The 15,242-nt window shown below is 62.4% G+C and carries 7 protein-coding genes and 1 pseudogene; 3 read left to right on the plus strand and 5 right to left on the minus strand.

Annotation, left to right across the window (positions count from 1 at the left end):
* Positions 1-514: 514 nt before the first annotated feature.
* From V1283_RS27545 to V1283_RS27555, 3 genes and pseudogenes are all read right to left on the minus strand, one after another.
* A complete protein-coding gene (locus V1283_RS27545) occupies positions 515-2,578 on the minus strand; it encodes an adenylate/guanylate cyclase domain-containing protein (protein ID WP_334389715.1) in 2,064 nt (687 codons plus the stop codon).
* 13 nt (positions 2,579-2,591) lie between these two features.
* Positions 2,592-2,946: pseudogene (locus V1283_RS27550) on the minus strand (efflux transporter periplasmic adaptor subunit); the annotation flags it as partial.
* A gap of 130 nt (positions 2,947-3,076) precedes the next feature.
* Positions 3,077-4,069 (minus strand): formylglycine-generating enzyme family protein, encoded by a 993-nt coding sequence (locus tag V1283_RS27555; RefSeq protein ID WP_334393193.1) that lies wholly within the window; start codon positions 4,067-4,069, stop codon positions 3,077-3,079.
* 594 nt (positions 4,070-4,663) lie between these two features.
* On the opposite strand from V1283_RS27555, the gene V1283_RS27560 reads away from it, so the two are divergent.
* Positions 4,664-5,695 (plus strand): helix-turn-helix transcriptional regulator, encoded by a 1,032-nt coding sequence (locus tag V1283_RS27560; RefSeq protein WP_334389716.1) that lies wholly within the window; start codon positions 4,664-4,666, stop codon positions 5,693-5,695.
* On the opposite strand, the gene V1283_RS27565 is transcribed toward V1283_RS27560, so the two are convergent.
* Entirely contained in the window at positions 5,646-7,445 is a 1,800-nt protein-coding gene (locus V1283_RS27565; protein WP_334389717.1) for a glycoside hydrolase family 15 protein, read from the minus strand. The genes V1283_RS27560 and V1283_RS27565 overlap by 50 nt on opposite strands.
* A gap of 116 nt (positions 7,446-7,561) precedes the next feature.
* On the minus strand, positions 7,562-9,508 hold the full coding sequence (malQ, locus tag V1283_RS27570) for a 4-alpha-glucanotransferase (protein WP_334389719.1): 1,947 nt from the start codon (positions 9,506-9,508) through the stop codon (positions 7,562-7,564).
* Positions 9,509-9,783: 275 nt separating this feature from the next.
* On the opposite strand from malQ, the gene treS reads away from it, so the two are divergent.
* Positions 9,784-13,098 (plus strand): maltose alpha-D-glucosyltransferase, encoded by a 3,315-nt coding sequence (gene treS / locus V1283_RS27575; protein WP_334393194.1) that lies wholly within the window; start codon positions 9,784-9,786, stop codon positions 13,096-13,098.
* Positions 13,095-15,242, plus strand: coding sequence for a 1,4-alpha-glucan branching protein GlgB (gene glgB, locus V1283_RS27580; RefSeq protein WP_334389720.1), 2,148 nt, complete (start codon positions 13,095-13,097; stop codon positions 15,240-15,242). The genes treS and glgB overlap by 4 nt, the downstream gene beginning before the upstream one ends.

The raw sequence follows: 15,242 nt of genomic DNA on the forward strand, positions 1-15,242 counted from the left end.
ATGAAGGCAGGTTCACCCCAGCCCGGGCCTGCCGCGGCGAAGGCGGATGCCGGCTCGCGCGACCGCTCTCATAATGGTCTCGTTAGGGATTTGTAGCCACAAAACGCGACTCCGCGATCTCGCGACGCCTTGCGCCCGAGGTTTGCATCTTCGTTTGCCCTCCCGAAAGTCAGAGGGCGCAGGGAAGACCGGGTGCTTGCTGCACCCGCGGTCTCGCGTGCTATTTGCGCAAACAAAAGTGCACACGAGCATACAGGGCAGCGGGAGCATTCCGGCCTTCCCTGCGCAATGGCTTTACGGCTTACTTCGTGCTCTCCCCGGAGAACGGCTCTTTTGCCTCCGTCGCCAGCGAGACGGATCCCGCCAACTTAACGCCAGCACCGCGGCGCCCGAACCACACGACTTCGCCGTACGCGTCCGGCGCGTACGTCTTGCGCCATTCACGTCCACCGCATCTCACCGCACGTTCGTGACGATCGCGAAGCGCCCCTCATCTGCCGTGAGACGAGCGGAGTTATGCGGCTGATTTGCCTCTCGCGTTAAGCGAAATATTTTTGATTCCCGGGCTTGACACGACTTCGGAAAATCCGAATTGATTTGCCTGTCGGGAAAACTCGAAGCCGACCGGAGAGATCAGGCGGACATTTCGATTGCCTCCGGCTTTCTCTCCTGTCAGTTCGTAAACTTCAAACTCGGCTGCAAAGCCTTTCGGCTTGATCCGACCAACGCTCCTGAATTCGAAACGCGCTTCGACCCGCTGCTTGACAGCCTCGCTGGCCAGCGCCGTCGTCCTGTATTCCTTGTTGAGCGATTCAAGGCGCGCGGCGAGGTTAACGGTCGCTCCCAGTACCGTGTAGTTCATCCGATCCGGCGAGCCGATGTTGCCGACCACGACATCGCCGACATGCAGGCCAAACCGGGTGTGGTAGGCCGGCCAGCCTTCACGCTCGAACGCGGCGTTGAGTTCGCGGTTGGCCTTGATGCAGGCAAGCACGGCCGCGCACGCCTTCGCGACATGGTCCTCGTCCTCGATCGGCGCATTCCAGATCGCCATCACGGCATCGCCGATAAATTTATCGACCGTGCCCTTGTTCGCCATGATGGCCTCTGACAAGGCCGCGAAGTAGCGGGAGGTGAACTGCATCACCTGGGTCGGATCCCTGTTCTCGGTGAGGCCGGTGAAGTTGGCGACGTCGGTGAACAGCACCGTCACCTCCCGTCGCGCGCCTCCGAGCGTCATCGCATCGCCGGTTTCCACGAGCTGCTGGACCAGACGTTTCGGAACGAAGTTCGAAAATGTCTGAACCAGCGTACGCATGGTGAAGACCGATCGGCCCAGATCGTCGATCTCGCGGATTGGCGAGTGCAATTGCGGCGAGCCGGTAAACCGGAAATTCTGGATATCGTCCGTCTCGCGGGCCAGCGTATGCAATGAACCCGACAGCATCGACCCCAGCGCGAAGGCGATCGGCAGAGTGGCCAGCACGAAAACGAGGGCGACGATAAACAGCCTCCGGCGATCGGCCTCGATCTCGGCATAAAATTCGTCAACCGGCGCAAACAGGCCGAGACGAAGGTTCGCGGGGCCGGCAAGCGCAATGGGACGGATCGCCGCCGCATAGGTTCTGCCCTCGCCATCCCTGAAGAATCGCTGCGCAATGCCGCCCTTCCGCCATGACGCGATCACACCGGACATGCCGATGGTATCGATGTCGCTGAGCCGCGGCAGCCCATCCGACCGCCCCTGCACCCGCGCCATTGCCATCAGCCGCGTCATGTCGGGATGGGCGAGTACCCGGCCGGCATCATCGAACAGGAAGGCAAGCCCGGATTGGCCGAGTTGCTGCTTGCGCAGCATGGTCTGGGCTTCCGTCAGAAAAATATCGCCGGCCACGACGCCGCGGCGGCCTTCGGCGATCGGCACCCGAAGGGTGTAGCCGGCCTCCCCGGTCGCAAAGAACATGTAGGGCTCGGTGAGCAGGCCGGCATCGGGTTCGTGGGCCCCCTTGAACCAGGGCCGCTCGCGCGGATCGTAGTCGGTCGGTCGCGGGAGCGGTGCAACAGGTACCAGCTTGTCGGACAAAAACTGGACGGACGACATTGGGCTCTCGCCGCCGTTGGATTTTGCAATGATGACAAGCCGGAATTTGGCGTCATCCGGAGCCCCAAGACGCGCCCTCCCCGCGGCACCAACACGATCGATGAAACCCATCTCGAGGAACGAGCCGTCATCGTAGCCCATATACAGATTGTAGAGCTGCTTGTTGTTCCGCAGCATCGACGCCAGCACGACGAGCAGCCGCGGGTTGTCCCGAATATCCGCCGACTGTACCGAGGTCAGTCCCGCAAGAATTTCGAGGCTATCGCGCACGGTCTTGAGCTGGGCGTCGATCCGGTCAGCCGAAACTTCCGCGACCGTATCGAGGAAAGAGCTAGCTGCAGACCGCGTGATCTCCGTAACCCGGCTGAAGCTCAGATAGACAAGCGTAAGGCCGACGAACAGAACGATCCCGACGAACAGCGCGATGATCGAGGCTCTGAAGCCGACTTGAAAGCGTGGTTCGGGCGACGCTGGCATTCAACAGACCCTTCTAGAAGGGATTGACGTAGTTCGTGATTGCGACCTGCCGCAGCAGCACTTGCCGGATGAAGTGGCTCGCCTTGACATGATCGGTAAAAATCGCGGCGACGCCCGTGCTGCCGGCAGGCAATCGCGGCGCGAGCGCGGAATCGTCGAGCTTGATCCGGACGACGAACGGCGCCGACTGGATCTGCGACGGGGTAACGGCCAGGCCGGATCGTGACCTGCCCGGTCGAGATCGCCTGCAGTACTGTTTCAACACGGCCGGTGTAGACCTGTCCCGGAAACGTCTTGAAGGTAACCTCGACCGGCTGCCCGCTTTCGATGTAGCGGGCGTTGATCTGCTGGATCTCGGCGCCCAGCAACGCTTTCTCCCTTTATTGCTTTCGTTGTTGAGCCTTCTTCAGTCGACCGCATTCAGCTTCGTCTCACACCGGGCATCGCGTTACGGGGGAGACCGAGTGGATCGCTTGCGCCGTGGCCTCTTGGTACTGGCTATCCGCTCCTTTCGTTCGCTGCTGTTGGACGGATAACGCATCTGAAACTGACGTGGCTGGTCGAGGTATCCACCGCTTCGGCATGGCGCGCGGCCGGGCGGTAGCGGCGGCAGTAGTTTGGTGCGCAAAGATGCGAGCCGCCCTTCAGAACCTTGCGCGGAATGCGGATGTTCGGTTGACATGGATCAAGACTTGCTGCTTCGGGGCCGCCGCGCGGATTGAGCGGGATGCAGCACGCCTTCGGCGCATCAGCTTCATGCTTCTGCGACCACCAGTCGCAGGTCCACTCCCAGACGTTGCCGATCATGTCGTGCAGGCCGTAGCCGTTGGGTGGAAAGGCCGTCACTGGCGAGGTGTGCTCGTAGCCGTCTTCGTTATGGTTATGCCGTGGAAAATCACCCTGCCAGGTGTTGGCCATATGCACGCCGCCGGGCGTAAACTCGTCGCCCCAGGCGAACTCGGCGCCGTCAAGTCCGCCGCGTGCGGCAAACTCCCATTCCGCTTCCCTCGGCAAATCCTTGCCCACCCATTTAGCATAGGCCAGCGCATCGGCAAACGAGACATGCACGACAGGGTGATTATCGAGCACGTTGATATTGGTCCTGGGACCGTAGGGATGACGCCAGTCGGCGCCTTCCATAAACGACCACCACTGGCTCCAGTCGCACAGATCGAAGGTCGATCGCGGCCTTATGAACACGAGCGAGCCCGCATAGAGCATATGCGGCAGGGCGCCGGGATAGTCCTTCGGGTCGGGGGGGACTTCCGCCGTCGTCACATGGCCCGTCGCCATGACGAATTGCTTGAATTGCCGGTTCGTCACCGGCGTCCGGTCGATCCAGAAGCCGTCGACCGCAGCCCGGTGGCTTGGCGCTTCCTCGGGATAGTGCCGGTCCGATCCCATCCGAAACGTACCGCCGGGGATCCAGACCATGTCGTCGGCGCGATCATCGGATGATCGAACGCCCTGCTCCTTGTCCAGCCGCAGCATCGCTGTCATGGCATTTCAACCGGTTTTTCATTCCAATTGCTGCGGACAAGCGCCCCATGAATTCCCAGGTCCGAGCTTCTTGGTTTCCCTAGATTCACCCTTACGTTGACAGATCAGTGATCGGTAAGTTCCCCTTCCCCATTTTCCCTCAGCGATTCCCGCAACGTAACCGAAGTCAGTGCTGATGTGATGTACAGTTTGTGCCAATCTTCGAAGCCGCACTTCCCCTGCAAAAACGCTGCAGCACAATCGTTGACCATTCAGCTGTTGCGAACACAGGCTTGTCCGACAATTCAAATCAAAGCTTCGCATCGCGCCGGAACCGTCAAAGTGACGCTCGCTCAAAAATTGAGTTGTGCTTGTCCGGGTTTCGCATAACCTTATCCAGGTCTATCGGGAGTTCGCAACCGTCAACCGAATGGAAGGCTACTTCACGGTGTCGCTGCCGCTAGCCCTTGATACCAATGCAATGACAGTCGATGCGGGCAAGAGCATAAAGGCCAAATTCCAGGACGACATACGACCTGCACCTCGATTCAGGCGCATTCCGTCGAATGCTATCGAATAGAGCAGCGAATCAGCGGGCTTTGACCGATGGACGACTTGACCGTCAGTACGTCTCGCGTCGATGGTTTTGAAGGTTTTCGCGACGCCGTCCACGGCTCGCATGTCGATGTGATGCAGCTTCAGCCCGGCCGGTTTCGCGGCCTGCTGACCCACATCGGCGTCGGCGACTTCTCCCTCAGCGTCGGATCGTTCTCTGTCGGGCTCCGGACACAGCGGACCTCGTCCGATCCCAAGCTGATCGTCGGCATGCTGCTGCACGCCGAAAACCGCGTCACACACTGGTCGTACGACATGGATCCCGGAGATGTTCTGGTGATCCCGCCTAGCATCGACCATGACGGCCGATTCCACGGCGCCTCGTCGTATGCGGCGCTCCGGCTCGATCTGGCCGACGTGGCCGGCGTGTTCCAGGGCGAGAGCTGGATGAACGATCCCGCGAACTGGCGCCGCAGAAATCGCTATCGCGCCGACCCGCGCGTCGGCGCAGAGGCCGTGACAAAATTGCGCGCGATCGTGTCGCGGCTCTCCGATCCGGACGGGCGCGTGTCGCCGGAGGCCGCCGACTTCTGGAGACGGGCGATCATCGATGTCGTCACCGCGACCGTCATGCATTCGCAACCGCCCACGACAGAACCGGTCCCGTCGGCGATCCGGTTAACGCGGAATGCCGAGCATTATATCGAAGCCGCCGGCCCCAGGCCCGTGCACGTCTCCGAGATTTGCGCCGAGTGCGGCGTATCCCGCCGCAGCCTTCATCGCGCGTTCGACGAAGTGCTCGGCATCGGTCCGGTCACGTTCCTTCAGCGCAAGCGGCTATGCGATATTCATTCCGCGCTTCGTGACTGCGATCCCGCCACGACGACCATCGCGGAAATCGCCCTGCAGCATGGCTTTCTTAATCTCGGAAGGTTTTCCGGCTACTACCGCGCGCTGTTCGACGAATATCCGTCCGAGACGTTCGGCAAGCGTTATCCCGGCCGGGGCCGGCTGCGGCGGCCGGAGCCTGCCGCTATTTCGACCGCTGCATCGCCGGCTTCTCGGTCGACCTCGCCGCACTGAGATTGTGCGCGGTGTTGATCAGCGCGATGTGCGTCAGCGCCTGCGGGAAATTGCCGGTCTGGCGCTTGGCCGCCGTATCGTACTCCTCGGCCAGCAGGCCGAGATCGTTGGCGATCGCGACCACGCGGGTAAACAGCTCTTGCGCGTGAGCGAACTCGCCCGACAGCACGTAGGCATCGGCGAGCCAGAACGTGCAGGCGAGAAACGCACCTTCGGCCGGTTGCTTCTCCGCTTCGCGGGGATCATGCCGCAGCACAAAGCCGTCGCGCATCAGATGCCGTTCGATCGCGACGAGCGTGCCGCGGACGCGCGGATCCTCCGGCGGCAGAAATCCCACCGACGGCAGCAGCAGGATGCTGGCATCGAGCATCTTCGAGCCGTAGGACTCGACAAAGGAATTCAGTTCGGGATCAAATCCCCTTGCGCAGACGTCGCGGTGGATGGCGTCGCGCAGCACGCGCCATTTCTCGAGCGGCGCCTTGAAGCCGAATGTTTCCGCGCTCTTGATGCCGCGGTCGAACGCGACCCACGTCATCACTTTCGACGAGACATAATGCCTGCCCTCGCCGCGGCGCTCCCAGATGCCGTGATCCGGCTGGTCCCATACCTCGGCAAGGTGCTGCAGCACGGCACATTCCATCGCCCAGCTCGTTTCATCCATTTCGAGCTTGGCCACCACGCGCCATTGGTGAAAGGCGTCGATCAGTTCGCCATAGACATCGAGCTGCAGTTGCGCATGCGCGGCGTTACCGACCCGCACCGGCTTTGCGCCTTCGTAACCGGGCAGCCATGAGGCCTCCCATTCCAGGAGGCGTCGCTGCCCCATGATGCCGTACATGATCTGCATGTTGGCGGGAGAACCCGCCGCAGCGCGCAACAGCCAGCGGTACCAGGCGGAAGCTTCCTCGGTATAGCCCGAGTTCGTCAGCGCCAGCAGCGTAAAGGTGGCGTCGCGCAGCCAGCAGAAGCGATAGTCCCAATTCCTGCTGCCGCCGAGCTTTTCCGGCAGAGATGTCGTCGGCGCGGCGACGATGCCGCCGGTCGGAGCGTAGGTCTGCGCCTTCAGCGTAATCAGGGAGCGCATCACGAGGTCGCGGTATTCCCCTTCATAGGAGCAGCGGCTGCACCATTCGGTCCAGAACGCCTCGGTGTCCTGCAAGGCGTCTGCGGGATTGATCGGCTTCGGCACCGGCAAATGCGAAGGGCCGTAGGTGAGCACGAAGGGGACGGTCTCACCCTCGCCTACTTCAAAGTCGGCGACCGTCGTAAGGTCCTCGCCGCGGGTCTCGACCGGCGTCCGCAACACCGTCATGTCCTGCCCGCAAATTGCGAGCAGCGCCGAACCGTCCTCGCTTTTTTTGACCCAGGGAATATCGATGCCGAAGCCGAAGCGGATCACCAGTTGCATGTGCATCCTGATCCGGCCGCGAACGCCGCGCACCAGCCGCACCACATCGGAGGCTTTGCCGCGCGGCGGCATGAAATCGATCAGATCGACCGCGCCATCAGTGGTCTCGAACCGGGTCTCCAGGATCAGGGTATTGTCCCAATAGCGGCGCGAGGTGCCAGTGACCTCCCCCGCCGGCGCGATCAGCCAGCGGCCGTGCTTCTCGGTGCCGAGAAGGGCTGCAAAGCAGGCATCCGAATCGAAGGCCGGCCAGCACAGCCAGTCGATCGATCCGTTCCGGCCAACCAGCGCGGCGGTCTCGCAGTCGCCGATCAGCCCATAATCTTCGATACGGCACGGCAAGATGCTTCACCGCTGGAGCGGGATGGCATTTCTTCGAACTGGCATCCCGCTCCACCTTCATCTTTGAGCATGATCTTTTCGGAAAACCGGCAACCACTTTTCCGGATCATGCTGTATCAGATCGCGGCGCGCGACCGCTCATGGGTTGCCGCTTTGAGCGCGGCGACGTCGACCGTCGATGTCATTTCCTCGAGCGGCACCGGCAGCCGCCGCCGCCAGTTCGGATGCTCGTTGACGGTGCCGGGGATGTTGGGCTGGTCGACCACCCCGAGCAGATCCTCCAGCGAGACCGCGAGCAGCCGCGATTTGGTGCGCGCCAGGAAATTCGCCACCGAATAGAGGTCGTTGCGGTCGATGGTATGATGGCGCAGCACCTCGTCCAGCATCGCCAGCGCGTGCCAGCGTGCATCGTCGCTCTCCCCGGGATCGATCCCGAGCGAGCGCTTCAGCTTCAGGTCGCCAAACGAGCGCCAGCCGGCATAGGTCGAGAGATCGTGGGTGTTGAAGGTGACGAGCGCGTTGGTCAGGTAATGATCGATGTTGCGGAACGTGCCGGCGTCGTCGCGCTCGAACATCATCACGAGATAGGACCAGATGCCCCAATCGGCGATCTGGTCGCGAAAACCTTCCGGCACGGTGCCGAGGTCTTCGCCGATCACGACGCAACGATTAGCAACGCTTTCCTGCGCAGTCACCGCCAACAGCGCCTCGAACGGCATCTGGACGTAGACGCCGTCGCGTGCGCTGAAGCCTTGCGGCACCAGATAGAGCCGCTTCAGCCCGAGCACATGGTCGAGACGGATGGCGCCGGCATGGCGCATCGAGGCGCGCAGCATGTCGCGGTACGGGGCAAACGATTGCTGTTCGAGGCCCGCCGCATTGAAGCCGGCAAGGCCCCAGGTTTGGCCCGCGGTATTGAGCGGATCGGGCGGCGCGCCGACGCCGAGATGGCGGGAGATCGCGACCTGCTCGTTCCAGGCGTCGAAGCCGTCGGCCTGCACGCCGACCGCGACATCGAGATAGAGCCCGACCTTCAAGCCGAGCTGCTTCGCCAGATCGGCGGCCGCCCCCAACTGCCGGTCGGCGGTCCATTGCACGAATTCGACGAACTCGATTTCGGAGGCGTCCTCGCCCTGGCGCAACGCGGCGCACCTGGCATCGTCCGGCTGCCGCCACTCGTCCGGCCATTCCCACCATGGCTTGCCGAATTTGTGCCGGAGCACCTCGAAGCAGGCAAAGTGCGACAGTAACGCGCCGCGCTCGGCGCGGAATTTGTCAAAATCCTGTTGGCGGCCCGGCCTGGCGTTGGCCTTGAAAGCAGCAAAGGCCGTGCGCAGCGCCCGCCACTTCAGGCCGGCGACGCTGACGTAGTCGACGACATCGCCCGCCCGCAACGGCGCCAGCGCCTCGCTTGTTTCGGAATCGGGCTGAAATTCGGGAAGCTTCTCGATGTCGATATAGAGCGCGTTGAGAAACAGCCGGCTGTTGGGCGAATAGGGGCTGCAATCGCCCGGCCGATCGTCGAACAGGGCATGAAGCGGATTGAGGCCGACGCCGTCGGCGCCGAGATGATCGGCGAGTTCGATCAGGCTGGCGAGGTCGGTGAAGTCACCCATACCCCAATTGCGCGCCGAGCGGACACCGTAAAGCTGGACCGCGAGCAACCAGCAACGGTCGAACTCGCCGCCAAACGCCCGTTCCGGCGCCGAGATCAGCGGTACGTCCTCGGCGGTCGCAGCGTCGCTCAGCTGTAACCGGTAGACGCCGAGCGGCAGCTCCTTGGGCCAGTCGATGGCGTGATCCGAGCTTTCACCCTTGGCGATAACTCCTGTGTCTGCAACGATTTTCCACTCCACCGGGAGCTCGGCTTTGGGGAGTTCGGTTCGCGACGGGCGTCCGCACCGCACCACGACCGGGTGGCCAACCAGCGGTCCCGGGGCCTGCGGCGGCAGGGCATCCAGGATAATTTTTAGCGCAGCGGCATCCGTCACACGGCGGTGACCCTGACCGTCCAGGAACTCGGTCTGGATTCCCAGGGCTTTGGCTTGAGCAAAAAGGTCCATTCGGCACGTACTTTGCACGCAAACATCAAACGGATGTCGCGAAATTGTCCAATTACGGGAAGGAGATAGAGGGTGTCTAACGCCGCGGTCCACCAACGGTTCCGAGGGAACCAAAGCGAGCCGAGCGCTTTCTATCACAGTCCGGAACGTCTCCCTTTCTGCAAACGAAACGGGGACGTCATTTCCATGGCAATGGCATCACCGTGAACAAAAAAGCGCAAACCGCCGAGAGCTCCAACGCCGGCGTCTCCCTTCCTGTCGACGGTGCCTATCCGCTGAATCCGGATGGCAGCCTTGTCGTTGAAGCAAAAGAGGTACCAACCGCCGACGTCACCACCGACGAGCTCTGGTACAAGGACGCGATCATTTACCAGCTCCACGTCAAGGCGTTCGCCGACAGCAACAATGATGGCATCGGCGACTTTGCCGGGCTGACCGAGAAACTGGGGTATCTGCAGGATCTCGGCGTCACCACGCTGTGGCTGTTGCCGTTCTACCCCTCTCCCGGCCGCGACGACGGCTACGACATCGCCGACTATGGCGACATCAATCCCGATTTCGGGACGATGAAGGATTTCCGGCGCTTCATCCAGGAAGCCAAGAAGCGCGGCCTGCGGGTCATTACCGAGCTCGTCGTCAACCACACGTCCGACCAGCACGACTGGTTCAGGCGCGCCCGCCGCTCTGACCCGAATTCCTCTGCCCGCAACTGGTATGTCTGGAGCGATACCGACCAGAAATACCAGGGCACGCGGATCATCTTCACCGATACCGAGAAATCGAACTGGACTTGGGACCCAGAAGCCGGCCAGTTCTACTGGCACCGCTTCTTCTCGCACCAGCCGGACCTCAATTTCGACAATCCGCGCGTGGTGAGCGCGCTGGTGCAGGTGATGAAGCGCTGGCTCGACACCGGGGTCGACGGCTTCCGGCTCGACGCCATTCCCTATCTCTGCGAGCGCGACGGCACCAACAACGAGAACCTGCCCGAGACGCACGCCATCATCAAACGGCTGCGCAGCGAACTCGATGCCTATGCCAAGGGCAAAGTGCTGCTCGCCGAGGCCAATCAGTGGCCGGAGGACGTGCAGGAATATTTCGGCCGCAGCGACGAATGCCACATGGCCTATCACTTCCCGCTGATGCCGCGCATCTACATGGCGATCGCGCAGGAAGACCGCTTTCCGATCACCGACATCCTGCGCCAGACGCCGGATATTCCGGACAACTGCCAATGGGCGCTGTTCCTGCGCAATCACGACGAACTGACGCTGGAAATGGTCACTGACGTCGAGCGCGATTATCTGTGGTCGACCTACGCCAACGATCCGCGCGCCCGCATCAATGTCGGCATCCGGCGGCGGCTCGCGCCACTGATGGACAATGACCGGCGCAAGATCGAGCTGATGAATTCGCTGTTGCTGTCGTTCCCGGGCACGCCGATCATCTACTACGGCGACGAGATCGGCATGGGCGACAACATCTATCTCGGCGACCGCAACGGCGTCCGCACCCCGATGCAGTGGACGCCGGACCGCAATGGCGGTTTCTCCCGCGCAGACCCCGCGCGGCTCTACGCGCCGACCATCATGGACCCGGTCTACGGCTATGAATCAGTTAATGTCGAGGCGCAGTCGCGCAGCCTGTCATCGCTGCTCTCGGCCACTAAACGGCTGATCGCGGTCCGCAAATCCACGCTCGCCTTCGGCCGCGGCACCATGACGTTCATCCGCCCGGAGAACCGCTCGGTGCTGTGTTACGTGCGCCAGTACCAGGGCGAAGTCATCCTGTGCGTCGCCAACCTGTCGCGATCCGCGCAGGCGACCGAACTCGATCTTTCCGCCTTCAAGGACCGCATCCCGCTGGAGATGCTCGGCCGCACTCGTTTTCCGGCGATCGGCGAACTGCCCTACATGATCACGCTGGCGCCTTACGGCTTCTACTGGTTCGAACTGCAGGAGCGCGACAAATCGGCGCCGGTGGTGCAACGTGCCGTGCCCGAGTTCGAAACGCTGGTCGTGCCGCTGAACGCGACCTGGGTGTCGCTGGCGCGCGAACGCGGCGTGTTCGAGCGCGACGTGCTTCCCGGACATCTGGCACGCAGCCGCTGGTATCCGGAACGATCGCCGAAGGCGATCCGTCCGGCCCTGACTTCGGCCATTCCGTTCTGCGACATCGGCGACAACCGGCCGTGGCTCGCTTTTTTCGAAACGACTCAACGCGGCGTCAGCACGCGCTACGTGCTACCGATGCAGATCGAATGGGTGCGCTTCGATCGCGAACGCTACAACCCACAGGCGCTGGCCGCCGTTCGGCAAGGCGCCCGCGAAGGCACCCTGCTCGACGTCGCCACCGACCAGATCTTCATCGCGCTATTGTTGCGCAACCTGCAGCAATCGCTGACGGTCGACGAGAGCGAACAGGGCTTGCGGCTCGAATTCCGGCCGACCAACCGCTTTGGCGACAAGCCGATCCGGCAGCCCGAGCACATCCGCACCGTCGAGTCCGACCAGCCCCGCAGCACCGCCCTGGTAGACAACGACTATGTCGTCAAGATCTATCGGACGCTTCAGGCCGGCCCCAATCCCGAGATCGAGATGGGGCGCTTCCTGACCGACGTCGCCAACTTTCCCAACACACCCGCCCTGCTCGGCAGCGTCGAACTGGTCGAGGGCAACGAGAAGAGCGCGGTCGGCGTCGTTCACGCCTTCGTCGCCAATCAGGGCGATCTCTGGACCCTGAGCGCGGGCTATCTCGATCGCTTTGTCGAGGAGCAGCGTCTGCTGACGAGCAGCATCCATCCCGGCGAACGCGAGGAAGAGATGCCCTATCTTCGGCAGATGTCGCAGGCTGGGCGGCGCGTCGCCGAGCTGCACGTCGCGCTCGCCGGCAACAGCGAGCTTGCCGAATTCGCGCCGGAGCTGACCAGTCGCGACGACGTGCAGCGCTGGATCGACGATTTGACGATCTGCGCCGGACGCGTCTTCGATGCGCTCAGGCAGCGGCGCGATACGCTGAAGGAGGCCGACCGGACGCTGGCCGACCAGGTGCTGGCGCTGCAGCCGACCCTGCGCAATCGCCTCGAAACGCTGCTGCCACGCGAGTTCGATGTCGCCAACATCCGCTGCCACGGCGACTTCGATCTCAGTCAGTTGCTGATCGTCAAGGACGACATCTTCATCGTCGACTTCGAGGGTGCGCCGGGGCGAACCATCGCGGAACGCCGACGCAAGGTGCCTGCGGCGCGCGACGTCGCCAGCCTGATCCGCTCGATCGACTATTCGGCAACCGCGGCCCTTGAGCGCGCGCTCAAAGTAGCCCACGATGAGCAGGGCAAGCTCGGCGCGGCGCTTGGCGAATGGCGCGACCGGGCGACCGTCGCATTTTTCGCCGCCTACAGCGACGCCATGACCGATCAACGGCTGTGGCCGACCGATCCGACCGCCGCCGAGGGCTTGCTGATCTTCTTCCTGCTCGAGAAGGCCCTGAACGAAATCGAACACGAGTTGTTGTATCGACCAGACTGGCTACGCATGCCCCTGACCGGAATCATCCGAACGTTGTCGCAACCGCCATTCGAGGCCTCATGACCAAGCTACCTGCCGAGGCCTATGCAATCATCGAAGGCAAGCATTCCGATCCCTTTCATTATCTCGGCTTGCACAGCGAGGGCGGCCGCAGCGTCGTGCGCGCCTTCATCCCCGAAGCTTCTGACGTCGAAGCAATCGTCGAGCATGGCGAAGCGGCGCCGCTTGAGCGAATTCACGATGCCGGGCTGTTCGCCGGTGCGCTGCCGAACGGATCGAAACGTTACCAGCTCCGTGCCCGCTTCGGCGAAAACGTTGTCGATCTCGATGATCCCTACCGCTTCCCGCCGGTGCTCAGCGACTTCGATCTCTACCTCCTGGGCGAAGGCACCCACCGGAGGATCTACGACAAGCTCGGCGCGCATCCGATGAAACTCGACGGCGTCGACGGCGTCGCGTTCGTTGTGCTGGCACCGAATGCGAAGGCCGTCAGCGTGGTCGGCGACTTCAATTTCTGGAACGCGCTGCGGCATCCGATGCGGGTGCGCGGCGTCGGCTATTGGGAATTGTTCGTGCCGCACGCCCGCGCCGGCGACCGCTACAAGTTCGACGTCACCGGACCCGACGGACGGCATCTGCCGTTGAAATCCGACCCGGTGGCCTTTGCGGCGGAGATCCGGCCCTCGACCGCTTCGATTGTCATAGACGAAAGCAGAATCCCGCATCCGCGCCCCGCGCCATCTGGCATCAACGCGCTGGGCGCGCCGATCTCGATCTACGAGGTGCATCTCGGCTCCTGGCGCCGCAAGAACGGCAATGAATGGCTGAGCTATCGTGACCTCGCCGAACAGCTCCCGGCCTATGCGAAGGATATGGGCTTTACCCATCTCGAGTTTCTGCCCGTCAGCGAGCATCCATTCGACGGATCATGGGGCTATCAGCCGACCGGCCTGTACGCGCCGACCAGCCGGTTCGGCACGCCGGAAGACTTTGCCGCTCTCGTCGATGCCTGTCATCGCGAGGGGCTCGGCGTGTGGCTCGACTGGGTGCCCGGACATTTTCCCGACGATCCGCATGGGCTCGGCTATTTCGACGGCACCGCGCTCTACGAGCACGCCAATCCGATGCAGGGCCGCCACCTCGACTGGGGCACGCTGATCTACAATTACGGCCGCACCGAAGTGGTCAACTTCCTGGTCTCCAACGGGCTGTTCTGGCTCGATCGCTACGGCATCGACGGCCTGCGCGTCGATGCCGTCGCCTCGATGCTCTACCTCGACTACAGCCGGCCCGCCGGCGAGTGGATTCCAAATCGGCATGGCGGCCGGGAAAACCTCGAAGCGATCGAATTCCTGCGCCGCTTCAACATCGAACTGTTCGGGCATTTTCCGGAGGCCACCACGGCCGCGGAAGAATCCACCGCATGGCCGCAGGTCTCGCAGCCGGTTGAATATGGTGGGCTCGGCTTCGGCTTCAAATGGAACATGGGCTGGATGCACGACACGCTGAAATATATCGGCAAGGATCCGGTGTACCGGAAGCACCATCACGGCGACGTCCTGTTCGGCCTGCATTACGCGTTTTCGGAGAATTTCATCCTGCCGCTGTCGCATGACGAGGTCGTGCACGGCAAACGCTCGATCCTCGGCCGCATGCCGGGCGACGAGTGGCAGCGATTTGCAAACCTGCGCGCCTATTACAGCTTCATGTTCGGCCATCCCGGCAAGAAGCTCTTGTTCATGGGCTGCGAGTTCGGCCAGCAGCGCGAATGGAATCACGATCATTCGCTGGACTGGCACCTGTTGGGGCAACAGCGGCACGCCGGCATCCAGAACCTGATCCGCGATCTCAACTGGCTCTATCGCAGCGTACCGGCGCTGCACGAGATGGACTGCAACCAGGCGGGATTTGAATGGGTCATTACCCATGATTCCGCCAACAACATCTTTGCCTGGCTGCGCAAAGGTTACGACGCGCACGCGCGCTGTCTCGTGGTCGTGAACTTCTCGCCGAACGTCTATCAAAATTATCGCGTCCGGGTGCCGTTCGCCGGCAAGTGGAAAGAAGCGCTCAATTCCGATTCCGCCCATTATGGCGGCAGCAATGTCGGCAATGTCGGCGAAGTCCACACCCTGGAAGGCAGTATCCCCGAGCTCAGCCTGACCATTCCGCCGCTGGCTGCGATCTTTCTCGTACCGGAAAGCTGA

This window comes from Bradyrhizobium sp. AZCC 2262 (assembly GCF_036924535.1).
Taxonomy (GTDB): Bacteria; Pseudomonadota; Alphaproteobacteria; order Rhizobiales; family Xanthobacteraceae; genus Bradyrhizobium.

Bases quoted from the DNA above. Each gene is read 5' to 3' on its own strand.
- malQ (WP_334389719.1), bottom strand. From the start codon at position 9,508: ATGGACCTTTTTGCTCAAGCCAAAGCCCTGGGAATCCAGACCGAGTTC.
- glgB (WP_334389720.1), top strand. From the start codon at position 13,095: ATGACCAAGCTACCTGCCGAGGCCTATGCAATCATCGAAGGCAAGCAT.
- V1283_RS27560 (WP_334389716.1), top strand. From the start codon at position 4,664: ATGGACGACTTGACCGTCAGTACGTCTCGCGTCGATGGTTTTGAAGGT.
- V1283_RS27545 (WP_334389715.1), bottom strand. From the start codon at position 2,578: ATGCCAGCGTCGCCCGAACCACGCTTTCAAGTCGGCTTCAGAGCCTCG.
- V1283_RS27555 (WP_334393193.1), bottom strand. From the start codon at position 4,069: ATGCTGCGGCTGGACAAGGAGCAGGGCGTTCGATCATCCGATGATCGC.